We start from the raw sequence: 22,466 nt of genomic DNA, 5'->3' as shown, positions 1-22,466 counted from the left end.
CACTGGTGCACCTGCGTCATGCGTTCCAAGGTCGAACCCATGAAGGAGGTCGCCGCCATGGTCCGTCGCCACCTCGAGGGCATCGTCGCCTGGGCCCAGACCCGCCAGACCAACGGCTTCCTCGAAGCGCTCAACGGCCTGTTTCAGTCCGCCAAGCGCCGCGCTCGCGGCTTCACCCGCTTCACCACTATCAGAACCGTCATCTTCCTGATCGCCGGCAAGCTCGACTTCGCAGTGATCAACCCTCATGCCCGGCAACCCACTTGAAATTCAACAGAGCCCCTCGGTTGCATATGGCATAACGCTTTTCGCTTGATTGAGAACAGACCCTAAGGACGAAATGACGGGGCATGGGTTCAGGGCTATGGCCCGAACCCTGCTGGATGAGGTGCTGGGGATTCGCCCTGATGTGATCGAGCAGCAGTTGGCCCATGCCGTCCGGGACCCCAATGGCCGGGCCTACAACAGGACTCGGCACCTGGATGAGAGAAAAAGAATGATGCAGGCGTGGGCCGATTACCTGGATCGGCTTCGCGCCGGCGCGGATGTGGTGCCGCTGCATCGGGCTGGCTGACCCGTCCTCTTTGCGTCTCATGAGTTGGCATATTGTCCCAGATATACATATAATATATGCATGATAGTGGATTGGGACCCTCGGAAGGCTGAAGGCAACTTACGCAAGCATGGCATTCGGTTTGCCGATGCGGAGGCGGTACTTTTTGATCCACTGGCGCTGACGCGCGAAGACATGGATGCCGAAGGCGAGCAACGGCATGTGACCCTGGGACTAGATGCCTTGGGGCGGGTTCTGGTCGTCGTCTATACCTATCGTGGCGAGCATATCAGGATCATTTCCGCCCGCAAGGCGACAACGAAAGAGGCGCGTACTTATGAAAGCGGAATATGATTTCAGTCAGGCCCGGCGCGGCGCGGTCATTGCGCAGCCGGGCAAGACCAGGATTACCATTTATCTGGATAACGATATTCTTGATGCCTTCCGCGCTCGCGCGGATGAGGCGGGCCGGGGGTATCAATCCTTGATCAATGACGCATTGCGGGTCGCCTTGTCTCGCGCGCCAGCACCCGTGGATGAAGCCACCTTACGCAAGGTCTTGCGCGAGGAACTGCACGCCACCCCCTAGCCTGGCTCCAGCAGCGAGTCGGCGCAAGAGGAGATCAGCGCCAGTTCCGCCCGGTCGCTGGCGCTGATCTCGAGATCCTGCCGCGCCAGCAGGCGCGCCAGCGTTTCGATGCCGGCCAGCATCTGGATTTTGCGGGCCGAATAGATGTTCTGATTCTGGTCCTGCATGGGTGCTGCCTCCCGGTTTTTTTATGATGGTCCGGATATTTGTATCAGACTTTCGTCTTATGCGCAAGCAACTGATTTTACTACATTTTTTATATAAAATACCATAATGGCAGTGGCCGTGCCCACACCAAAACAAGTCAGGGCCTGGCGGCAACGCCGGGCCCTTTTCACGTCTAGAGATCGGCGCCCGGCACCGTCGCCGTCGTCCGGAACTTGTTGCCGCCGATGGTCTGCAGCAGCACCTGATAGCGGCCCGCCGGCAGATGCAAGCCGGGCTGCGCCGGCGGCAGCTCGATGCGCGCTTGGGCGCCCACCTGCCCGGCCAGCCCGTAGATGCCCGTCTCGAACTTGTTGTAGTCGTAGACATTGTGGATGGCGTTGCGGGACAACGCGCTCAATTGCCCGCCATTCCAGTGCTCCACCACGGCGTCCTGCCCGGCCAGCACCGCCACGTCGATCACATGGGAAGCGACCGCCGGCGTGCCGCCGTTGACGTAGGCATCGATGCCCAGGCGCCCATCGCTGCCGAGGGCGGCATGGCTGAGCTGGATGTGGTGCTTGGCCGGGCTGACCGGACCGCTGTGATAGGGCGTGAGAATGGCGCCGCGATAGTAGCCGTAGAAGGCCATCGCCCACAGCAGGGACGCGATGCCCAGGAACTTGGCCCAGCGCTCCAGCGTCCGCCGCGGCCACGGGGCGCTGCCGAACCAGCGGAACCACGGCCGGTTGGCCAGGGAGGGATAGCGCCGCATGAGCCAGTGATCCACGGACCAGGCGCCGCCGCCGGCCGTGAAGATGACGGCACCCATGGCGAAGTTGCTGGCCGACATGGTCCATTCGTCGATGCAGGTGGAGCCCTGCCAGCCGAAGATCGGCATGAGGGCGGCGCTCAGGCCGATGCTGATCAGTGCGGACAGGCGCGTCAGCGTGCCCGTCAGCAGACCGAGGCCGCTGATCAGCTCGAGGGCGGTCACCAGGATCAGGGTGGCCAGGAGCAAATGGGCATGGTGCAGCAGAAAACCGATGACGCGATCGAGTCCGAAGAGCGCGCCGGGCATGGCACCCTGGAGCTTGTTGGCCATCCATTTGTAGGAACTGGGGTCCAGCTTGGCGGGGGCATAAAAGAAGCGCCGGCTGCCGCCGCCCCAGTAGATCCAGCCCTGCACCAGGCGGATGCCGAGCACCACCAGCCCCAAGAGACGCCAAGCAACGTCCGGATCACGGCTTGGCGCTTGCACATCATAAGCTGCGGTCGACATGGGAACCTCCTGTCGAAAAGAAAACCGCGCCGGCGGCTCCCGGCCGGCGGCGCATGGCCGTCGAGGGATGCCAGGCAATCAGGTCACGGGCCCCTGCGCTCCGGCTCCCGGGTGAAAGCCCGGATTGACCACCGTCACCGGCAGGGCATGCAGCCAGTCGTAGCTGTTGCTGAGATACAGGGTCCCGCCGACGATCACCGGGTTGACGATGCCGAAGCGCCCGCCCACGTGATGCCGGCCGAGTTCCTTGCCGGTTTTGGGGTCCAGTGCGTAGAGGTCGGGTCCGGTGGAGATGTACAGGGCGCCCTGGTAGTAGGTCGCCGGCCCGCGGCTGCTGCCCGCTGGTCCGGGATTGGGCACGTGCCAGGTCCACAGGCGCTTGCCGCTCTTGAGCTCATAGGCCTGGTAGATGTTGTTCACCGGGGTGCCGACGTAGGCGATGCCGTCGTGCACCATGGGCATGCCGCCCTTGAAGGCGGGCGGCTTGGGCCCGCGGCCCATGTTGTGCTGCCACAGGGTCCGGCCGGTCTTGGCGTCGAAGGCCACCAGCCGGGTATCCATGGTGGTTTTCTTGCCCTCCTTTTTCGCATCGGCCACGGCATCCATCAGCACGACGCCGTCCGCGACCGCCGGGGAGACGTCGCCGATGCCGGTATTGTCGGCGCCCGGAATGGTGGACTTCCAGAGCACCTTGCCGCTGGCCGCATCCAGGCTGAACACGTGTCCGGGCGAGGACATGGCGACAAAGACCCGGCCGTCGGCCACCATGGGGCTGGACATGTTGGCCATGCCGCCCAGATGGGTCTTCCACAGCTGCTTGCCGGTCGCCGCATCCAGCGCGTAGGCGTTGCCGCTGCCGGTGACGAAGAACAGGCGGCCCTGGCTGATGGCCGGGGTGGGCATGGCTTCGCCTTGGGTGCCGAAGTGCCACAGGTACTTGCCGTCGCGGGCATCCAGGGCATAGATGCCGTTGAAGGCGACGCCGCCGCCCCGCACCGCGGTCTTGCTCTTGGCGAACTGCTGGACATTGGAGAAGTTGAAAGCCACGCTGCCCGCGGACAGGTAGACGCGCCCATGGCTCACCAGCGGCGTGCCCATGAGGGTGTTGGGCGTCGGGCTGAAGCGCCAGATCAGCTTGCCGGTGCGCGCGTTGACGGCATAGGCGAACTGGTCGTCGCTTTCGGCGTAGACGATGCCGTCGACCACCGACACGCCCACCGCATTGCCGGCGAACTGGGTGAGAGTGGGCATGGCCCGGCGCTCGCCGATCACGTCCTGATCGAAGCCGTCCGCCCGGGACAGCGGCCAGGCGCGCGCCTCGGCGAAGTTCCAGCTCACCCCGTCCCGCAGCCAACGCGGCTCCTGGGCGGGCGGCGCGAAAGCGGCGTTGTGCACGGGCCCCGCGCCATACTGCTCCCAGGCGTGGGGAAAGAAACGGGCATCCTCCGGCGCGGGCAGATTCTCCGGGTAGAACACCCGGTCATAGGGCCCGCCGTGCTGCAACGGGAGAGCCGCATCCGGCCGGGGCGCCTGGGCATGGCCCCCTGTCGTTGCGGTCAGAAAGAGCACACTGCTCAGCACAGCGGCGTAGCGAATGGTGTCCATGGAAAAACCTCCTGCTCGAGGCGTGCAAGTTGATAGGCAACTGCGCTCGCGCAAGCAGTCCAGTGGTCGCCAGCCGCTGTCATTTCCTTCCGGATCCGGGCCTGAAACAGCTTCTTCTCTCATTTACTCCTACTGACTCGCCGCCGCTGCGGAAGTTTTGCGGAATCCGCCCGTCTCCGTCCAAGGACGGGTACGGGCGCCCCCGGACCATCGGGTCTTCCCTGATCCGGGCTGCGGTCCGACAATTGCTCCACCGGCGCGCAGCCGCCATGCCGCAACCGGGGAAAAGTACCAGGCAAGAGCGGAGGACATATGCATCTGAATGGAAAAGTCGCCATCGTCACCGGCGGTGGGCAGGGCATCGGCAAGGCCATCGCCAGGCACTGCCTGGAGCGGGGGCTCAAGGTGGTGATCGCGGAGGCGGATGCGGAGGCCGGACAGGAGACCGCGGCGGAACTGGCTGCCCTCGGCGACATCCGCTGTGTGGCCGCCGACGTCGCCCGCGAGGAGGACGTGCAGCGCACGGTCCGCGAGGCCGTGGACGGCTACGGCCGGCTGGATTATCTGGTCAACAATGCCGGCATCATGATCCGCAAGCCGGTCACCGAGTTGAGCCTGGCGGAATGGCGGCGGGTGCTCGACGTCAATCTCAGCAGCGTCTTTCTGGGCGCCAAGCATGCCGCGCCCTTCCTGCGTGAGCGGCGCGGCGCCATCGTCAACATCGCCTCCACGCGCGGGCTCATGTCCGAGCCGGCCACGGAAGCCTACTCGGCTTCCAAGGGCGGCATCATCGCCCTCACCCACGCCCTGGCCGTGAGCCTGGGGCCGGCGGTCCGGGTCAACTGCGTCAGCCCCGGCTGGATCGAGGCCGGCGACTGGAAGAAGCGCAGCCTGCGCCACCCGGTCCAGTTGCGCGAGGAAGACCACCGCCAGCACCCGGCGGGCAGGGTCGGCCGGCCGGAGGACGTGGCGTCGTTGGTGCTGTACCTGCTGTCCGACGAGGCCGGCTTCGTCACCGGCGCCGACTTCGTGGTGGACGGCGGCATGACCCGCAAGATGATCTACGTGGAATGAGCCGATGAAAGCCATCGACCGCGACTTGCTGCAGCGCTTGAGCGCGCAGGCCGTCGACTCGGGCCGGCGACGGGCCAACTACAACTTCCATCCGGAGCCCGCGGACGGCGTCCAGCGCTTTTGCAACGCCATCGAGCCGGGCAGCTACGTGCGCCCGCACCGGCACCCGGCGGCCGGGCGCTGGGAATTCGTCCTGGCGCTGAGAGGCGCGGCCGTGCTCCTGAGCTTCGACGACCAAGGCCAAGTGCGCGAACGGCTGGTCCTCTCGCCCGATGGCGCGTGCCGCGGCGCGGAGATTCCGGGCGGCACCTGGCACACGCTGGCGGCGCTCGAGCCGGGCACCGTGCTCTTCGAGTTCAAGCCAGGTCCCTACTCGCCCACCGCCGACAAGGATTTCGTCGCCTGGGCGCCGCCGGAGGGCGACGCGGCCTGCCCGCGCTTCGAGCGATGGTTCACCATCGCGCGCATTGGGGATCGCGTATCGCCGCTGGGCTGACGCACCGCCGCACGCCCAAGCGGTAACGCCGTGCCGACCCGGGCGACAGACCATTGGCCGCTTTGACAAGCTGCGGCCCACGGCCTATGCTTGGATTAAAACGAATATTCGTTCTAGAGGCAAACGATGCTGGCACAGCAAGCAGGCAAACGACCGACGGGCGACACGCGGCAACAGGTGCTGGATACCTCGCTCACGCTTTTCACCGAACGGGGCTACTTCAACACTTCGGTGCACGACATCGCCCGGGCGTCCAAGGTCAGCATCGGCTCCATTTATCATCATTTTCAGGACAAGGAAGGCATCGCGCGGGCGCTCTACCGCGGGCTCATGGAGCGCATGGAGCATGAACTGGCAATGATCAGCGAGGGCCATGCTGGCGCCCACGACCGCTGCCGCGCCATTGTGGCGCTGCTCTTCGAACTGGCGGAGCGCGAACCGCGGACCATGGCGTTCATGCTCTACGCCAAGCACCGGGAATTCCTGCCCAACGAGCGGCCGGTGTGCTCCTCGAAGCCCTTCGAGACCATGCGCGCCATCGTCGCCGAGGGCATCCGGCGCGGGGAGATCTGCGACACGGACCCCGTGGTCGCCGCCACCTGCCTTTTCGGCGGCCCCATCCGCATGATCACCATGCGCCTGGATGGCATCCTGCCGAAACCGCTGCCGCATTACCTGGATGCGGTCTGGCATTGCGCCTGGCGGGCGGTGGCCCGCTGATTTTTTTGAGCACGGAGTAGAACGAACATTCATTCTATAGGAGGTGTGCGATGCAAAGCATGGCAATCGTGGTTCGCGACGACGCCTACGACAAAATCCTCACTCCGCTGGCCTTCGCCTACCTGGCAGCCGCCGAGGGGACGCAGGTGGACATGCTCTTTGTCAACTGGGCGGTGCGCGCCCTCACCGCGGACGGCGCCCGCGCGCTGCGCGTGGACGGCGCCCATCGGGAGCAGGATGCCTGGGTGCGGGCACAGGTGGCCAAGGCCGGTCTGCCCCCGGACATCCACGACATTCTCAAGGCCCTGAAGGACACCGGCAACGTCGAACTCTATGCCTGCAGCCTGGCCGCCGCCATCTTCGGCGTGGACGACAGCAACCTGATCCCGGAGGCGTCCGGCATCACCGGAGCCTACTGGTTCCTGAACGAGAAGGCCGCCAAGGCCGACCACTACCAGTACTTCTAGAGGAGGCCCCATGAGCGCATTCACCGTGACCGAAACCCTCGACACTTCGGGCAAGTGCTGCCCCATGCCCATCGTGGAGACCAACAAGGCCATGCGTACCCTCGCCGCCGGCGACGTGCTGGAAATCGTGGCCACCGATCCGGGCACGCGCAAGGACATCCCGGCCTGGTGCGAGCGCACCGGCAACCGCCTGCTGTCGGTCGACGACGGCGGCCTGGAGATCCACTATTACGTGCGCAAGGAAGGGTGAGGAAAGCACTCGCCGTCCGGATCCCGTCAGCGACGGCCGGGCGGCGATGCGGGAACGGGATGCGCCGGCCGCTGGGCCGGCGCTGGCATGAGACAGAGGAGACAACGCTTGAAACTGCCGAACAAATCCGTGGCGTGGTGGTACTGGCTCGCCACCGTGCTGCTGCTGGGCCTTGGACTCCTGGGAGGTTACTTCGCGGCTTTTTACGCGGCCATCGCATTGACGGCGATACAGGTCGTCCACTTCGCCCTGCGGGATCGCAGCCTCGCGTCCTTTCCGGTCCAGGTGCGCATCGCCTATCTGGGCCTCCTGCTGCTGGCGCTGTGGTCGCCGTTGCGCTTCATCTACGTCATCCAACTACTCGGCACCACCGCCATGGTGACGGTCAATTACTGCCTGCTGGCCCGCTGCCTATCGCTGCTGCCCTGGAACCGCAGCCATTCCCTGTCCTGGGAACTGGTGCGGCGGACCTTTTTCTCGCCGCCGATGCCGGGCCGCATCCGGGTCGCGCCCGATGCGGAGCGCGGCTGAAGCGCAGACTGGGCGTCAACGGCGGTCGGTGCCGGCACTCCGGCGCGGCCGGGCCAGCGGCTCGAAACGCCTGAGCTCCACCCGCCACCGCGCGTCGCTCGCGTGCAGGATCAGGCAGGACGGCCCGCCGAAGGTGCGGGTGCCGCCCGCCGCGCCGGGATTCAGCACCCACGGCACCTGGGCTTGGTCGCAGCTCAGCTGGTGGCTGTGGCCGTAGACCACGGCGCGGGCATCGGCGTAGGCCCGGCGCAGCCAGGCATGACGGGTCCTGCCGGGGCCGGCGCGATCGCCATGCACGGCCACGAGCCGCCCGCCCGGCAGCTCCAGGCTGGCCTCCCAAGGCAAACCCTGCAGCCGATCCCCCTCCCCCGCCGGCCATTTGTCCGGCACGTCATTGTTGCCGCGCACGGCCAGCACGACGCCGCCGCGCGGGCGCAGGGCGTCGAGCACCGCCGCCGCGCCGATGTCGCCGGCATGCACCGCGCAGTCGCACTGGGCCACCAGCTCGACGATGCGCTCGTCCACCCGGCCATGGGTATCGGCCAGCAAGGCCACCCGGACGCCGCCCGTCACGACAGCGCGCCTTCCGCCTGCTTGTCGAAGATGCGCTGCGCCAGGGCGGCATCCAGCAGCACCGAGGCCCGCAGCGGCAGATGGTCCGAGGCGACGCGGGTCAAGCGGGTGTCATGCACGCGGATTTCCCGAATTGCCTGCCGCGGCTGCATCCAGATGCGGTCCAGGGCCAGGCAGCGGAAGGCGGTCGGGAAGGTGCGGGCGGCGGCGGGCTTGCCCAGATGGGCATGCAGCCAGCGCAGCGGCCGGCCCCACGGCAGCCACTCGTTGAAGTCGCCGAGCACCATCACGAAGCGGCTGCGCTCCTCCCGCAGGATTTCCAGCAGGCGCTTGACCTGCTGGCGGCGCTCGGCGGCCTGCAGTCCCAGATGGGTGACGATCACCCGCACCGGATGGCCGCCGATGTCCACGTCCGCATCGATGGCGCCGCGCGGCTCGCGCCCGGGCACGCTGAGGTCGATCTGCCGCACCTCGCGGATCGGATGGCGCGTGAGCAGGACATTGCCGAAATCGCCGTCGTGCCGCTGGATGGTGTGCCCGGGCACCGCGTCGAGCCCGGTGGCGTTGGCCAGGAAATCCATCTGCATGGACTCCTTGCCGAGGCCGGGGCGCGAGTCCACTTCCTGCAGGCCGATGATGTCCGCTTCCAGCTCGCGGATCACCTGGGCCACCCGGCCCGGATCGCAGCGCCCGTCCATGCCGACGCACTGATGGATGTTGTAGGAGGCCGCCGCGAAGCGGAACGGCTTGGCGACGAACTTGCTTCCGAATTCAGACATGCTCTCCTTCCTTGGCAAACTCCGCGGCGCGCGCCTCGTCCTTGGCCAGCCAACGGCGGACGGCCAGCACCGCCAGTACGATCAAAACGACCACGACGGCCAGCACCGCGTAACTTTTCGCACCAGGATTAGTGATCGCGTTGGCCAATTGGTTCCCGAACACCGTGATGGCCAGGATGCCGGGGCTCATGCCGAGCAGGGTGCCGATGACGAACTCCCGGAAGCGGATGTGGGAGGCGCCCGCCACCATGTTGACGATGGTGAAGGGCGCTACCGGCAGCAGGCGCACCACCGCCATCGCCAGCACCCCCTGGCGCCCCAGTTGGCGGCTCAGGCGGTTCAGGCGCGAGCCGCCCAGGCGGCGCACCGTGTCGCGGCCCAGGAGATGGCCGATGGCGTAGGTCAGCGCCGCCCCCAGCAGCGCCCCCAGCAGCGAGTAGCCGAAGCCGAGCCAAGGCCCGAAGGCCAGGGCCGTGGCGACGATGAGCAGGGTGATCGGCACCATGGCCACGCTGCCCAGCAGATAGGCCCCGATGACGAAAAGCGGGGCCAGCGGCTGCTCGCCCAGGGATGCCGCCAGGCGCGCCAGGGTGCGCACGTTGAGCCAGTCACGCAGCGGCGTCCAGTGCCAGGCGGCGGCCAAGGCGGCCAGGCCGGTCAGCAGCACGGCGAAGCGCAGCAGCTTGTGCTTGCCCTGGCGCGGGAACTCCGCGGGTAGGAAATCCTTGAGCAGCCGTTCCGGCGCCTCCGGGCTCTCCGGGTCTATGAGCGGCGCGTCGGGCACCAGGTGATCCAAGGATTCGGACACCGACACCTCCAGCGGCTGCAGCGTCCGCTCGCCGCCGCGCAGGCTTGCCACGGCCCGGATCAGCGACTGCTCGGCGGCGATGCGCTCGGCCAGCCGTGCCGGCTCCACTTCGAGGTGCTCGCCCAGCAGGCGATCGCGGAAACGGGCGATGCCGGCGGCAATGCGCGCATCATCCCCGCTCTCCACGGCCAGGTCGCACTCGGTATCGAAGCCCATGGAGCGGTTGCTGAGATTGGAGGAGCCGACGCGCACCAGCACGTCGTCCACCACCAGAATCTTGGAATGCAGGCCGATGCAGTGCTCGCCGAGCCCCGGCACGGTCGGGAAATACACCCGCAGGCGGCCGTGCCGGTCCGCTTCCCGCAGCCGGCGCAGCACGCGGGCGCGCAGCACGCCCATGGTGCTGTCCTCCAGCCAGCCCGACTGCCGCTCGGGCAGCACCATGACGACCTCCGGGCCGTCGGGCTCCTGCAGGCGGGCGGCCAGGGCCTCGGCGATCAGGCTGGAGGTGAAGTACTGATTTTCGATGTAGATGAAGTGTCGCGCCGCGGCAATGGCGTCCAGGTGCAGGGCCTGGATCTCGCGGATTTCCGGGTGATCCTGGTAGGCGGGCTCGGTGCGCGCGATGGCGACCTGCACGTTTTCCAGGTCGGGCCGCAGCCAGCCCGGCCAGGGATCGTGGCCCACGCCTTGGGGCGTGCGCGGATAGCGACCGGTGGCGCGGCGCCAGCGCTCGCGGGCCAGTTCGCCGAGGGCGGCGGCGGCCGCGCCGTCGACCGCCATCTGCACGTCGTGGAAGGGCGGATAGGGCACGCCCGCCGGGTCCACCCGGCGCGGCTCGTCGGCCCGGTGCGCGGGCGTGTCCCAGCGGCGGATGGCCAGATCGAAGCCGCCGACGAAGGCGAGCGCATCGTCCACCACCACCACCTTCTGGTGATGGGAGGCGCCGACCGGGTGCCTGCCGTCCAGCCGGAAATGCAGGCGGCGGTGGGTACGCCAGTCCAGCTTGTAGAGGGGAAAGGGCTCGCGCTCGAAGACGTAGATCATGGCGAAATCCCAGCCGAGCAGATAGGCGCGCAGGCCGCGCCGGCGCGATACGAGCGTGTTCAGGAAATCGCCGAGCGTGACGGGCAGATCGCGGGGTCCGTCGTCGCGCCGCAGCTGCAGCCGGCTGTCGATGTCCCAGCCCAGGATGTAGATGGACTCCCGCGCCTGCGCCACGGCGGCGGCAAAGGCGCGGAAATAGGCATCGCCGTCCACCAGAAAGGCGGCGCGCCGGGCCGGCGCCAGGCGCCAGCAGTTTCTGCCTTCCGCAAGAATGCTCGTCTTTGTCATGGGTCAAGGCGCACACCGCATCCATGCAGCGGTCCGGTCAAGGAAAACGGCGGCCTGCGCCGGGCGCGGCACAGTGCCTGGGAACATGGCTTTTGACAACCCGTCCGCGCAATGTGCTGCGCGGGCGAGCCAAAGGGAGGAGGCCCTGACAAACGCAGGGCCGACAACGCTTGCTGCGGGTCGGCTCAGGCTTTGAGATTCTGCGCCAGGAAGTGCAGGGTCATCTGCCAGGCCTCGGCAGCGGCCTGTGCCACGTAGCTGTCGCGCTGGTCGTTGAAGAAGGCGTGGCCGGCATTGGGGAAAACGCTCAAGGTATAGCGCTTGTTGGCAGCCGACAGGGCCTCGGCGATGCGGGCGTGCTCGTCGGGCAGGATGGAACTGTCCTTGGCGCCGTAGAGCAGCAGCGCCGGCGTCCGGAGCTCCGCGACGCGGTCCAGCAGGGGCTTCCGGCCCAGGGGGTCCTGCCGCGGCGCGATGCCGCCGCCATAGAAGGACACCGCGCCCCGGAGGCGGCTGCCGTGGGTGATGTTGGTCAGGAAGGCCAGACGCCCGCCCATGCAAAAGCCGATGGTGCCGAGCCGGCCGTCCGCCACCTCCGCGCGCGCCGCCAGAAAGGCCAGGCCCTGCCCCGCCTCCGCCATCACTTGGTCGTCGTCGAGGGTTTTCAGCTGGGCCATGGCGCGCTCCCGCTCGGCATAAGGAAAGACCTTGCCGTGATAGAGGTCCGGCGCCAGGGCGGCGTAGCCCAGGCTGGCCAAGCGCTTGCATACGTCCTGGATGTGCTCGTTCAGGCCGAAGGCCTCCATGAAGAGGAGAATGCCCGGGAACGGCCCCCGGCCGGCCGGGCGTGCGTAAAAGCCCGACAGCTCGGACCCGATTTTCACGGTGCCGCTCTCCACCTGGTGCATGCGCAAAGCGGTACGGGCCTGGGCAGGCCCGCTCAGCAGCAACGGCGTGCTCGCCAGCGCGGCGGAATGGGCGATGAACTTGCGTCTATCCATGCTCGTTTTCCTGTAATCCCGGGGATGGACCGGTCAGTAGAGCAAATCCAGGCCGCGCCGCCCGGCCGGCACCACCACGATGCCCGACGGGGTGACAACGTAGCGCTGGCGGTCGGCGTCGGCATCATAGCCAATGCGCGTACCCGGCTCAATCACATTGTAGCGGTCGACGATGGTGCGGCGCAGCTTGCTGCCGCGCTTGACGCAGACGTAGTCCATGATGATGCAGTCCTCGAGCTCCACCCCCTCTTCCAGGATCACCTCCCGCCGCACCACCGAGTTGCGCACGGAAGCGCCCTTGACCACGGTGCCGCCCGCCAGGATGCTGTTCTCGATATCGCCGCTCAGGATCTTGGCGATCGGCCCTTGATAGTTGCTGGAGTAGATGGGCCACTGCAGGTTGAAGGCATCGAAGCACGGCTGCTCGCCGAGCACGTCCTGATGGGCATTGAAATAGGTGTCGATGGTGCCCACGTCGCGCCAGTAGCTCTGGTCCTCGTAAGGCTTGAGCCCGGGCACCCGGTTGGTGGAAAAATCGTAGGCGTACACGCCGTGGGTGCGCGTCAGGCGCGGCAAAATGTGGTGCCCGAAATCGTTCTCGCCGTTGCGGTGCGCCTCCTCCAGCGCCTCGATGAGCACATTGCAGCTGAACAGGTAATTGCCCATGGAAGCATAAGCCCGCTTGGGGTCCGAGGGCATCGGCGTGGCCTGCGCGGGCTTTTCCTGGAACTCGCGGATGCGGCCGTCGGCCTCGGCGGCGATGATGCCGAAGGAGGCAGACTGCTCGATGGGCACCGGCAGCGCCGCCACCGTGGCATCCGCGCCGCACTCGAGGTGAAAGTTCACCATCTGGCGGATATCCATGCGATAGATGTGGTCGGCCCCGAAGACGGCGATCAGATCGGGCCGGTGCTGATAGATCAAATTGAGGTTCTGGTAGACGGCGTCGGCGGTGCCCTGGAACCAGTCCGGCCCGGCCCGCATCTGCGGCGGCACCACCGTGACGAAGTGGCCGAGGATCATCGGCGACACGGCCCAGGCCCGGCGCACGTGCTCGATCAGGGACTGGGACTTGTACTGCACCAGCAGGTAGATGGCGTGGATCTCGGAGTTGATCATGTTGCTGAGCACGAAATCCACGATGCGGTAACGGCCGCCGAACGGCACGGACGGCTTCGAGCGCTCGGCGGTCAGCGGATGCAGGCGCTTGCCTTCCCCGCCGGCCATCACCATCGCCAGGATTCTGGGTGTAGCCATGCTTGCACCCCCTTGTTTGTCTGAATTATAGCTAGGACAAAGCATGGCACGGCGTGTTCGGACCCGCGCATCCGCCCTATGGAGCACGCGCCGGCATCCTGCCATGGTCGGAGGACGGGCCGCCGCGGCCTTGCTTAGTATCTCGTGATGAGGCGCCCGGACGGCCGCACCAGCGGAGATACGACATGACTGTCCTCGTTGTGAACGGCGTGCGACAGATGGTGGAAGCCGATCCCGACATGCCGCTCCTGTGGGCGTTGCGGGATCGGCTCGGTCTCATGGGCAGCAAGCCGAGCTGCGGCATCGGCGCCTGCGGCGCCTGCATCGTGCATCTGGACGGCGCTCCCGTCCGCGGCTGCGTCACCCCGCTCGCCGCCGCGGCCGGCAAAGAAGTCACCACCATCGAAGGCCTCGCCGCCGATCCGCATCACCCCCTGTTGCGCGCCTGGCTCGCCGAGGACGTATCCCAATGCGGCTACTGCCAGCCGGGACAGATCATGGCCGCCGCGGCGCTCCTGGCCGCCCATCCTCAGCCCACCGACCTCGACATCGATGCCGCCATGGCGCACGTCCTCTGCCGCTGCGGCACTTATCAGCGCATCCGCCGGGCCATCCACCGCGCCGCCGGCTCGGCGGACATGCCGCCCGTACCCGCTCCGCCGCCGATTTCCGCGACCGCGTTCCAGTTCGATCCCTGGATCCGCATCGACGAACACGGCACCGTGACCATCCTGATCGACCGCGCCGAGATGGGCCAGGGTGTGCTGACTGGCTTGGCCATGCTGGTGGCGGAAGAGCTGGAGGTGGATCTGTCCGCCGTCCGCACCGAGTTCGCCCCGGCCGGCCCGGCCTACATCAACCCGCTTCTCGGCAAGCAGAGCACCGGCGGCAGCACCGCCGTGCGCGCCGCCTGGGAGCCGCTGCGCCGGGCCGGCGCACAGGCGCGGGAGCGGCTCATCACCGCGGCGGCCCGGATCTGGAGCGTGGAAGCCGCGAGCTGCCGCGCCGCGCACGGCGCCGTGCTGCACCCGTCCAGCGGCCGCCGCCTGGACTATGGCGCCCTGGCCGCCCGCGCCGCCGCCCTGCCCGCACCGACGCAGGTGGTCCTGAAGCCCCCCACGGCTTTCCGCCTCATCGGCCAGCCGACCCCCATGCTGGATGCGCCGCTCAAGATCACCGGCCGTGCTGTCTTCGGCGTGGATGTGCAAGTGCCTGGGATGCGCGTGGCCGTCGTGCTGCGCTGCCCCAGCTTCGGCGGGCGCGCCGTGAGCGTCGATGTCCGGGCAGCCGAGGCGGTGCCAGGCGTGCAGCGGATAGTGCCGATCGCCAGCGGCATCGCGGTAATCGCCGACGATTTTTGGGCCGCCAAGCAGGGCCGGGAGGCGCTCGCCGTACAGTGGGAAGCGGGCCCCCTTGCCGCGCTGGACAGCGCCGCCATCCGCACCGCCCTCGCAGCCGCCGCCCGCGATCCGGGCACGCCCGTGCGCGACGACGGCCAGCTGGACGCCGCCTTCGCCCAAGCGGGCAGGCGGCTGGAAGCGGTCTATGAAACGCCTTATCTCGCCCACGCGGCCATGGAACCCATGAACTGCACCGCCCACGTGCGGGCGGACGGCTGCGACGTCTGGGTGCCGACCCAGGCCCAGGGCGGCGCGCAGGAAACGGTGGCGGAGCTCACCGGCCTGTCGCCGGCCGCCATCCGGGTCCACAGCACCTTCCTGGGCGGCGGCTTCGGCCGGCGGTTGCAGCAGGATTTCGTGGCCGAAGCGGTGCAGCTCTCCCGGGCAGTGGATGCACCGATGCAGGTGGTCTGGACACGGGAGGACGACCTGCGCCATGACCACTACCGGCCGGCCAACCACAACTACCTGGCGGCGGCACTGGACGCCCACGGGCGGCCGCTGGCCTGGCTGCACCGGGTGACGGGCCCCGCCGCCTCCCTCGATGGCGCCCATTTCCCTTACGCCATCCCTCATGTGCGCGTCGAACACACGGAAGCGGACCCGGGCGTGCCGACCGGCGCCTGGCGCTCGGTGGCCCACTCCCAAAGCGCCTTCGCCATCGAAGGCTTCGTGGACGAGCTGGCGACGGCCGCCGGCGCCGACCCGTATGCCTTTCGGCTCGACCTGCTGCATCACGCCCCGCGCCATCAGCGAGTGCTGGAGCTGGCCGCCGAGAGGGCGGGCTGGGGCCGCGCGCTGCCGTCCGGCCACGGGCGCGGCACCGCCGTGCATCAGTCCTTCGGCTCCTGGGTGGCGCAGGTGGCGGAAGTCTCCGTCGCCGGGGACGGCCGGGTGCGGGTGCACCGCATCGTCTGCGCCGTCGACTGCGGTCTGGCGGTCAACCCCAATGCGGTGGCGGCGCAGATGGAAGGGGCCGTGGCTTTCGGCCTCAGCGCCGCCCTCAAGGGCGAGATCACTTTGACCCATGGCCGCGTGCTGCAGGGCAACTTCGACGACTATCCCATTCTGCGGATGGACGAAATGCCCTTGGTCGAGGTGCACATCCTGCCCAGCCGCGAGCCGCCCGGCGGCGTGGGCGAACCGGGCGTGCCGCCCGTGGCGCCGGCAGTCGCCAACGCAGTCTTCGCCGCCACCGGCCGGCGCATCCGCCGCCTGCCCATTCGCGCCGAAACCCTGCGGACGACATCGTGAGGCGGCCATGACGGCTCGCCCCCAGCGCCTGCAGCTCCAACCCTTCGCGCCCGGGTGCGTGCGCGGCGTACTGCGCCGCGCCGGGGATCCTGGCAGCAACAGCCTGCTGATACTGTCCGCCGCCGCCCTCGACCGCCTGACCGCATGCCCCGCCGGCTTGATCGTGGTCGATGGGGCGCCCTTTTCCCACGCGATGATCCGCCTTCTCGGCCTGGGCATCCCCACGGTGCTGGCCACGGCGGCACAGGCGGCGCGACTGCCCGAAGGCGCCGCGGCCTTGCTGGACGGCGCCACCGGCCTGATCACCCTGCCCCCGCCCGCCGCAGCGCTCCCCGGGCCGCCCGCCGCGCCCGCGCCGGGCGTCGCCGTCAGCACGGCGGATGGCGCGACAGTGGAGCTGCGCGCCAGCGTTGCCGATGCCGACGGCGCGGCCCGGGCCGTGCGCCACGGCGCCGGCGGGATCGGCCTGGTGCGTTCCGAATTCCTGTTGTCGGCAAGCTCCCAAGTACCCGATGCCGCCGCCTACCGCACCGCGCTGGCCGCCCTCTGCCAGGCCGCCCGCCCCCTCCCCGTGACCGTGCGCCTGCTCGACATCAGCCCCGACAAGCGCCCGGCCTGGCTGAAGCCGCTGCCGGGCATGGCCGGCCCACTCGGCCTGCAGGGCGTCCGCCTCTACGGACGCGAGCCGGTGTGCCGCGCCTGGCGCGCGGAAGCGGCCGCGCTGGCTGAGCTGGCGCGCGATTTCGATCTCGCCGTGCTCATCCCCTTCGTCACCCATCCGGCGGAGTTTCGCCGCTGGCGGCGGGAAATGGAGCAGGCGCTCGGATCGCAGCACCTGCCCATCGGCGTCATGGTGGAAACGCCGGCCGCCGCCCTGGCCTTGCCGGCATGGATGGAATTGGCGGATTTCGTGGCCGTCGGCTGCAACGACCTCATGCAGTGCCTCTTCGCCGCCGATCGGGACCAACCCGAGCTGGCGCCGCTGCTGGATCCCTACGCTCCGGCGCTATACCGATTTCTGCAGATGCTGGCCAGGGATGCCGGCGAAGCCGTCGGCCGCTTGCAGCTGTGCGGGCTGCTGCCCCAATACCCGAAGATCCTGCCCATTCTGCTGGGATTGGGCTTTCGGATCTTCTCGGTGGAACCGGTGATGATCCCCTTCCTGGCCCGGCAGGTGGCCGACACGCACATCGATCGCGCGGCGTGTCTGGCCGACGCCCTGTGTGCGGCGCGCGACGCGGAACAGGCGCGCCGGCTGCTGGGCCTGCCGGCAAGCGCGGCCTGACCAAAAGAAAGAGGAGCCAGAGGCTCCCCTTCCCTCGCCGAAGCAGCAGTTGCTCAGTAATCCCGGCCCGGCTGCGCGCCCAGACCGCCGGCGCCGGTACCCGCGGCGCCGCCCGTGCCGGCCCCGGCAGGCGCCCCCATGGCACCGCCGGTCGCCGTGCCTTTGCTGAAGGCCAGGTGCACGGTAATGGTATCGCCTTCCTTCACCCCCTCCAGGGAGCTGGGCGGGAAATGCAGTTGCAGATTGCCGACTCCGGTCTTCAGGGTGAGCATGCCGGTCTTGTGATCGATCTTGGTCACCGTGCCGGACATGGGGTGCTGCCCCATCATGCCGGCCGCGCCCGCCATGCCGCCGCGCATCATGTGCGGGCCGGTACCCGGCCCGTAGGTGCCCGCAGCGGGCGCACCCGTCTGCGCCGCGGCCGTCAGCGCGATGCCGCCCGCCAATACAGTGGAAAGAACGAGATAGGACGCCTTCATCTTAGGACCTCCGTTGGCTCGGGCGCCTGCAAAGCAGGCTGGCCCGTCATGAAACGTTCATTTGTAACACGCCTGCTTTTCAATAAAATGAGACGATAGGCTTAGCCGAAACAAAAACGGCCGAAGGAGGATCCGCCATGACCGCAGCCGCGGCGCAAGAACAAACAAACTTGGAAAAAGCCGAAAAACTCATCAAAAGCATCGGCATCCCGGCGCAACCGAAACTGGTTTTGGACATCGACGATGAACTGAAGCAGGCGGAGCCGGACATCGGCAAGATCACCGGCCTGATCAGCCAGGACCCCGCCCTGACCGCCAAGATCATCCGGGTGGTCAACTCGCCCTTCTTCGGCGCCCGCAAGCAAGTGGACTCCGTCAAGCAGGCCTTGACCATCCTGGGACTGACCCATTTCAAGAACGTCGTCATCGCCTCGGCCCTCAGCGAAGCTCTCAAGCTGGATCAGCGCCACTCCATCAACGAGGCCTTCTGGAATCATTCCATCCTGGCCGCCAGGATCGCCGCCTTCATCGCCAGGCGCCTGTTCCGCAATCCCGCCATGGAAAACGAAGCCTACATCGCCGGCCTGTTCCATGACTGCGCTGTGCCGCTGCTGGTGCAGAAATTCCCGGACTACCTGCCTCTCGCACCGGCCGCCCTGAATCAGCAGCCCGCGGCCGACACGCTGCAGGCCGAGGAGCGGGCCTATCACACCAATCACTGCGCCGTGGGCTATCTGGTGGCCAAATCCTGGCATCTGCCCGCCGCTGTCTGCCAGGCCATTCTCTTCCACCACAGCCCGGACGTGGACATCCACGCGGATCTGCCGACCCGCAAGCTGAGCGCCTGCCTGCTGCTGGCGGAACACATCGATCACAGCTATGCCGCTATGCTGAGCGGTGCTCCCGCCGATGCGTCCCCGGAAGCCCAGGGCCTTGCCAAGGCGCTGTTCGAGCTGGATCTCGCTCCGGAAGACCTGAGGGATCTCAAGGAGGACGCTTACGAGATGTTGGGCTGACTCAGCTTCCGCCGCAACGGCGGCCAGCAGGGCCAGCCCCTTGGATGCCTAGCGCGTGGGTAATCCCCAAAATCTGTGGATAACCTTGGGGGAAATAGGACCAAAGTCGCACCTCGCACATCGGACTGACGCCTGCCCAAAAATTAGGCAGCATACTGCGCTACCAGCGGCGCTGCGGAATGCAGTCGTAGCCGGGCGGACATTGAGGGATGCAGGTGTAGCCCGGCGGACACTGCGCACTGCGGGCTGCCTCATCCCGCGCCTTGCCGATGCCGCCGCCCACCAGCGCGCCCGTGGCCGCGCCGATGGCCGCGCCGGTGCGCGGGTTGCCGCTCTGATTGCCCACGACCGCACCCAGCACGCCGCCCGCCACCGCCCCGCCCACGGCGCCATTGGTGGCGCGTTCATTGCCGGGGCCGCCGACGGAAGCACAGCCGCCCAGCAGGACGGACAGCGCCAAAACCATAATTGTTTTGTTCATGATGACTGACTCCTTGGGTATCACCCGTCGATGCCTGTCGGCATCCGTCATAGCAATCAACGCGGCATGGCCGGCACGGTTTACCGGCAGGGGATGAACTTCGGCATCCAGCGGCTGGGACAAAGTGCGCCCGGCCCGGGCGGGCGCGGGGATGGGTGGGAAACACACGGGCCCAGGCAGTGCCCGGGCGCTGCTCACGCCTGCACTTGCAGGCGATTGACCACCTTGTCCACTCCGAAGACGAACCAGGCATCCGCCTCGGCCATCTCCTTTTCCTTTTCCTTGGCCACCTCCCCTTCCAGGGTGACCACGTAGTTGCGGGTGGTAACGCGGATCTGGCTTTCGTTGACGAAGGGATCCTTTTCCAGCAGGAACTGGATGGCGTTGGTGACCTCGTCGTCGCTGTCCTCTTCGGGCGGCAGAATTTCCAGGGCGTTGACCACGTCCCGGGTGCCCGGCACCCACCAGGCCAGAGCGCCGGCCATGCGCTTGCGCCCCCAGCTGTCCACTTGGCCATCCAGCGTCACCACGCCGTCCGCCACGCTGATCTGGATGACGCAGGCCAGCTCCACGGTGGTTTCCCGGATAGTTTCTTCGTGCCCCTTTTCCCAGACCCGGATGTCGCAGATCGACAGCTCGGGCTCTTGCAGCAGGGCATCGCGCACGTGGTCGAGAATGGCACCGTCGCCCATGCGCTCGGCCGGCACGACACGCAGCCGGTCCACGATGCCGCCGACGCCGGGCGCAGCCGCGGCCAGCTCCAGCGCCAGCTTCTTGGCCGCAATGTTCCCCACCTCCCCCGCCAACACCAAGTCGTCATTTTCAAACTGCATTTCGATGGGATGCTGATGCAGGTTGATGCGACGCTCACGCTCAAGCGCCGCGTGAACCGCTTTCAAAGCCTCTTCCTGGGTAGACATGCCGGAGCCCTCCTCTACGGATCCGCAGCGAGCGGCTGAAGCGCTCGACGCGGAGCCAACTAATCCAGCAGAAAACTGATCTTGGCATTGACGCGGTACTCGACGATGCGGTTGTTCTCGACCTTGGCCTCGAAATTCTCGATGTAGATCGATTTGATGTTGTGCAGGGTCTTGCTCGCGCGCTCCACGGCCTGCGCCGCGGCGTCTTCCCAGCTTTTGTCCGATTGGGACAGCACTTCGATGACCTTCACCACATCGCCCATGACTGCGCCCTCCATGTTGGATGCAATAGAAAGAGCTGGCCGGCAACGGCCTCTGAGTGACGAGTTTCCCTCCGCGTACCTGCGAAGGCCATCCTACTCAGGTTCCATTGGCCCCGCTCCGCCGCGGGCCGGACACGCTAAATGATCTTGACCACCGGCGCCTTCACGGCAGGCACCTTGGGCAACTCCTCCTGGATGATGGCGGGCGTGCCGTTGTCGCGCGGTTTGAGGGGGTTGAGCTTGGGCATCTTGGCCTCCGGCTCGTGTTTGCCGTTCGAATCGGCGCCTTTGCCGTCAGCCGGATTGACGGGCGCAACTGCGCCCGGGGCGCCACTCGGCTCCGGGGCGGCAGCCCAACCTGCGGGCGCGGCGGTCAGACAGGCAAGCAGGGTCAGGTCCGCAACCACCCTTTTGAGCACGTCCATGGTTCTTCTCCTCCGGAAGAATGAGAAAGCCCGTTGTTCGAATCCCTTTTAGCGGCTAGTTTGCTGGACAGGACAACAGGGAGCAACCTACTTCAGTAGGAGATCGCCCCTCCGGCGAAGGCACCGCGCCAGGCCGTAGCAGCCGGCCCCGGGCGCGTCTCCGGCCTGCAATCCGAAAATGCCCGACAGCAGCCTTTTTCCGTTGCCAGCTTGCCATATGCGAGCTGTGGACTATTTCCCATAAAAACACAGGCTGGTCATTCGGACGGTACGGTTATACACTCGACCCATATCCCACTGGCCGGGCGCACCGGCCGGTTCACCTGCCAATTCCGGTCGACTCCTCAAACAACTGACATGAAGCCCAACACATCGGTGATCCAGTTATCGCGCTTCCAGAAAACGCAGTCCGGCAAGGCAGCGGGGGAATCGACGCGAGCCCGCGATCCGATCGACCAGCATTCCACCCGTGCCTCCGTGCTGATCGTGGACGACCAGTTCACCGGCCGGAAGATTCTGGAGGAGCTGGTGCGGGCGATGGATCCGGGCTTGGTGGTGGAGAGTTTTGCGGAGCCGGAGGCGGCGCTGGCGCGTGCCCAGCGGCAGCCGCCGGACCTGATCCTGACCGACTACAAGATGCCGAGCATGGACGGCGTGACCTTCATCCAGCGCATCCGCGCCCTGCCCGGCTGCGCCGACGTGCCGCTGGTGGTGATCACGGTGGTGGAGGACCCGCAGATCCGCTACCAGGCCCTGGATGCCGGCGCCAGCGACTTCCTCACCCGTCCCATCGACCAGTACGAATGCCGCGCCCGCTGCCGCAACCTGCTGACCCTGCGCCGCCAGCAGCAGCTCATCAAGCACCGCGCCCACTGGCTGGAAGACCAGGTGGCCCTGGCCACCCGCGAGATCCGCGCCCGCGAGCGCGAGACCCTGCTGCGCCTGGCCAAGGCCGGCGAGTACCGCGACGAGGAGACCGGCAATCACGTGCTGCGCATGGCCAAGTACTCGCGCCTGTTGGCCGAAGCCGTGGGCCTGAGCGAGGCCGAGTGCGACGAGATCGAGCTGGCCGCGCCCATGCACGACATCGGCAAGATCGGCGTGCCCGACAGCATCCTGCTCAAGGCCGGCCGGCTCACCGCCGAGGAGTTCCGCATCATGCAGGCGCACACCACGATCGGCCATGCCATCCTGAGCGGCAGTCCGTCGCGCTATCTGCAGCTCGGCGCGGTGATTGCCCTGGGCCATCACGAGCAGTACGACGGCAGCGGCTATCCGCAGGGCCTGCGCGGCCAGGCCATTCCGCTGGCCGCCCGCATCGTGGCGGTGGCCGACGTCTACGATGCCCTGACCTCCACCCGGCCCTACAAGCCGGCCTGGTCGGTCGCCGATGCCCGCCGCTACCTCCAGCAGCAGGCCGGCCGCCACTTCGACCCCGACTGCGTCCACGCCTTCCTCGCCCAAAGCGACAAGGTGCGC

At 67.4% G+C, this 22,466-nt stretch carries 27 protein-coding genes; 14 read left to right on the top strand and 13 right to left on the bottom strand.

Translation table 11 applies throughout. The features are described 5' to 3' along the window. The 4 genes from G579_RS0112425 to G579_RS0112410 all read left to right on the top strand — a co-directional run. On the top strand, positions 1 to 267 hold a 267-nt coding region (locus G579_RS0112425; RefSeq protein ID WP_162143005.1), incomplete at its 5' end, for a transposase. 97 nt (positions 268 to 364) lie between these two features. Beyond that, a complete protein-coding gene (locus G579_RS17480) occupies positions 365 to 574 on the top strand; it encodes an integrase (RefSeq protein WP_211218740.1) in 210 nt (69 codons plus the stop codon). Between the two features lie 60 nt (positions 575 to 634). Next, positions 635 to 907, top strand: coding sequence for a BrnT family toxin (locus G579_RS18735; protein ID WP_155989857.1), 273 nt, complete (start codon positions 635 to 637; stop codon positions 905 to 907). Further along, the gene (locus tag G579_RS0112410) at positions 891 to 1,142 is read left to right on the top strand and encodes a BrnA antitoxin family protein (protein ID WP_028990436.1); all 252 of its coding nucleotides are present in this window, start codon (positions 891 to 893) and stop codon (positions 1,140 to 1,142) included. Before G579_RS18735 ends, G579_RS0112410 begins: the two co-directional genes overlap by 17 nt. Here G579_RS0112410 and G579_RS19085 read toward each other — a convergent pair. The 3 genes from G579_RS19085 to G579_RS17475 all read right to left on the bottom strand — a co-directional run bounded on the left by G579_RS19085 (position 1,139) and on the right by G579_RS17475 (position 4,173). Next, positions 1,139 to 1,309: a hypothetical protein gene (locus G579_RS19085; protein WP_155989855.1), complete on the bottom strand. Its 171-nt coding sequence runs from the start codon at positions 1,307 to 1,309 to the stop codon at positions 1,139 to 1,141. The genes G579_RS0112410 and G579_RS19085 overlap by 4 nt on opposite strands. A 173-nt stretch (positions 1,310 to 1,482) precedes the next feature. Continuing rightward, a complete protein-coding gene (locus G579_RS0112400; RefSeq protein ID WP_051181587.1) occupies positions 1,483 to 2,568 on the bottom strand; it encodes a TQO small subunit DoxD in 1,086 nt (361 codons plus the stop codon). Between the two features lie 78 nt (positions 2,569 to 2,646). Then, entirely contained in the window at positions 2,647 to 4,173 is a 1,527-nt protein-coding gene (locus G579_RS17475; RefSeq protein WP_051181585.1) for an outer membrane protein assembly factor BamB family protein, read from the bottom strand. A gap of 312 nt (positions 4,174 to 4,485) precedes the next feature. On the opposite strand from G579_RS17475, the gene G579_RS0112390 reads away from it, so the two are divergent. From G579_RS0112390 to G579_RS0112365, 6 genes are all read left to right on the top strand, one after another. Then, the gene (locus G579_RS0112390) at positions 4,486 to 5,247 is read left to right on the top strand and encodes a glucose 1-dehydrogenase (RefSeq protein WP_028990434.1); all 762 of its coding nucleotides are present in this window, start codon (positions 4,486 to 4,488) and stop codon (positions 5,245 to 5,247) included. Positions 5,248 to 5,251: 4 nt separating this feature from the next. Further along, positions 5,252 to 5,743, top strand: a complete 492-nt coding sequence (locus tag G579_RS0112385; protein ID WP_028990433.1) for a WbuC family cupin fold metalloprotein — start codon at positions 5,252 to 5,254, stop codon at positions 5,741 to 5,743. 126 nt (positions 5,744 to 5,869) lie between these two features. After that, positions 5,870 to 6,463: a TetR/AcrR family transcriptional regulator gene (locus G579_RS0112380; protein ID WP_051181582.1), complete on the top strand. Its 594-nt coding sequence runs from the start codon at positions 5,870 to 5,872 to the stop codon at positions 6,461 to 6,463. Between the two features lie 50 nt (positions 6,464 to 6,513). Next, positions 6,514 to 6,930: a DsrE family protein gene (locus G579_RS0112375; RefSeq protein ID WP_028990431.1), complete on the top strand. Its 417-nt coding sequence runs from the start codon at positions 6,514 to 6,516 to the stop codon at positions 6,928 to 6,930. A 10-nt stretch (positions 6,931 to 6,940) separates the two neighbouring features. Continuing rightward, positions 6,941 to 7,180 (top strand): sulfurtransferase TusA family protein, encoded by a 240-nt coding sequence (locus G579_RS0112370; protein WP_028990430.1) that lies wholly within the window; start codon positions 6,941 to 6,943, stop codon positions 7,178 to 7,180. Positions 7,181 to 7,288: 108 nt separating this feature from the next. After that, positions 7,289 to 7,711: a hypothetical protein gene (locus G579_RS0112365; protein WP_028990429.1), complete on the top strand. Its 423-nt coding sequence runs from the start codon at positions 7,289 to 7,291 to the stop codon at positions 7,709 to 7,711. Between the two features lie 15 nt (positions 7,712 to 7,726). Here G579_RS0112365 and G579_RS0112360 read toward each other — a convergent pair whose 3' ends face one another. The 5 genes from G579_RS0112360 to G579_RS0112340 form a co-directional block, all read right to left on the bottom strand. Next, a complete protein-coding gene (locus G579_RS0112360) occupies positions 7,727 to 8,284 on the bottom strand; it encodes a metallophosphoesterase family protein (RefSeq protein ID WP_028990428.1) in 558 nt (185 codons plus the stop codon). After that, positions 8,281 to 9,063: an endonuclease/exonuclease/phosphatase family protein gene (locus tag G579_RS17470; protein ID WP_051181578.1), complete on the bottom strand. Its 783-nt coding sequence runs from the start codon at positions 9,061 to 9,063 to the stop codon at positions 8,281 to 8,283. Before G579_RS17470 ends, G579_RS0112360 begins: the two co-directional genes overlap by 4 nt. Further along, a complete protein-coding gene (locus G579_RS17465) occupies positions 9,056 to 11,206 on the bottom strand; it encodes a VTT domain-containing protein (protein WP_038019897.1) in 2,151 nt (716 codons plus the stop codon). Before G579_RS17465 ends, G579_RS17470 begins: the two co-directional genes overlap by 8 nt. Positions 11,207 to 11,391: 185 nt before the next feature. Then, complete coding sequence (locus G579_RS0112345; RefSeq protein WP_230973850.1) at positions 11,392 to 12,207, bottom strand: dienelactone hydrolase family protein; 816 nt, start codon at positions 12,205 to 12,207, stop codon at positions 11,392 to 11,394. Between the two features lie 33 nt (positions 12,208 to 12,240). Further along, the gene (locus G579_RS0112340; protein WP_028990426.1) at positions 12,241 to 13,464 is read right to left on the bottom strand and encodes a glucose-1-phosphate adenylyltransferase; all 1,224 of its coding nucleotides are present in this window, start codon (positions 13,462 to 13,464) and stop codon (positions 12,241 to 12,243) included. A 185-nt stretch (positions 13,465 to 13,649) separates the two neighbouring features. Between G579_RS0112340 and G579_RS17460 the strand changes: the two genes are divergently transcribed. Both G579_RS17460 and G579_RS0112330 read left to right on the top strand, forming a co-directional pair. Continuing rightward, entirely contained in the window at positions 13,650 to 16,118 is a 2,469-nt protein-coding gene (locus tag G579_RS17460; RefSeq protein ID WP_038019894.1) for a molybdopterin-dependent oxidoreductase, read from the top strand. 7 nt (positions 16,119 to 16,125) lie between these two features. After that, positions 16,126 to 17,403: a putative PEP-binding protein gene (locus tag G579_RS0112330; protein WP_028990425.1), complete on the top strand. Its 1,278-nt coding sequence runs from the start codon at positions 16,126 to 16,128 to the stop codon at positions 17,401 to 17,403. Between the two features lie 53 nt (positions 17,404 to 17,456). On the opposite strand, the gene G579_RS19375 is transcribed toward G579_RS0112330, so the two are convergent. Beyond that, positions 17,457 to 17,882 (bottom strand): hypothetical protein, encoded by a 426-nt coding sequence (locus G579_RS19375; RefSeq protein WP_211218739.1) that lies wholly within the window; start codon positions 17,880 to 17,882, stop codon positions 17,457 to 17,459. 170 nt (positions 17,883 to 18,052) lie between these two features. Between G579_RS19375 and G579_RS0112320 the strand changes: the two genes are divergently transcribed. Further along, entirely contained in the window at positions 18,053 to 18,898 is an 846-nt protein-coding gene (locus G579_RS0112320) for an HDOD domain-containing protein (RefSeq protein WP_162143004.1), read from the top strand. Between the two features lie 160 nt (positions 18,899 to 19,058). Here the strand turns inward: G579_RS0112320 and G579_RS0112315 are convergent, their stop codons facing one another. From G579_RS0112315 to G579_RS0112300, 4 genes are all read right to left on the bottom strand, one after another. Next, positions 19,059 to 19,379, bottom strand: coding sequence for a YMGG-like glycine zipper-containing protein (locus tag G579_RS0112315; protein WP_028990423.1), 321 nt, complete (start codon positions 19,377 to 19,379; stop codon positions 19,059 to 19,061). A gap of 194 nt (positions 19,380 to 19,573) precedes the next feature. Next, positions 19,574 to 20,299, bottom strand: coding sequence for a BON domain-containing protein (locus G579_RS0112310; RefSeq protein ID WP_028990422.1), 726 nt, complete (start codon positions 20,297 to 20,299; stop codon positions 19,574 to 19,576). 59 nt (positions 20,300 to 20,358) lie between these two features. Continuing rightward, positions 20,359 to 20,562, bottom strand: coding sequence for a dodecin family protein (locus G579_RS0112305; RefSeq protein WP_028990421.1), 204 nt, complete (start codon positions 20,560 to 20,562; stop codon positions 20,359 to 20,361). A gap of 137 nt (positions 20,563 to 20,699) precedes the next feature. Next, entirely contained in the window at positions 20,700 to 20,987 is a 288-nt protein-coding gene (locus G579_RS0112300) for a hypothetical protein (protein ID WP_028990420.1), read from the bottom strand. Between the two features lie 357 nt (positions 20,988 to 21,344). Between G579_RS0112300 and G579_RS0112295 the strand changes: the two genes are divergently transcribed. Next, a partial coding sequence (locus G579_RS0112295) for an HD-GYP domain-containing protein (RefSeq protein ID WP_081662778.1) occupies positions 21,345 to 22,466 on the top strand: 1,122 nt, incomplete at its 3' end.

The organism is Thermithiobacillus tepidarius DSM 3134 (assembly GCF_000423825.1).
Classification (GTDB): domain Bacteria; phylum Pseudomonadota; class Gammaproteobacteria; order Acidithiobacillales; family Thermithiobacillaceae; genus Thermithiobacillus; species Thermithiobacillus tepidarius.
The sequence above is the reverse complement of the archived record's forward strand: the minus strand, read 5'-3'. Positions and strand labels throughout refer to the sequence as shown.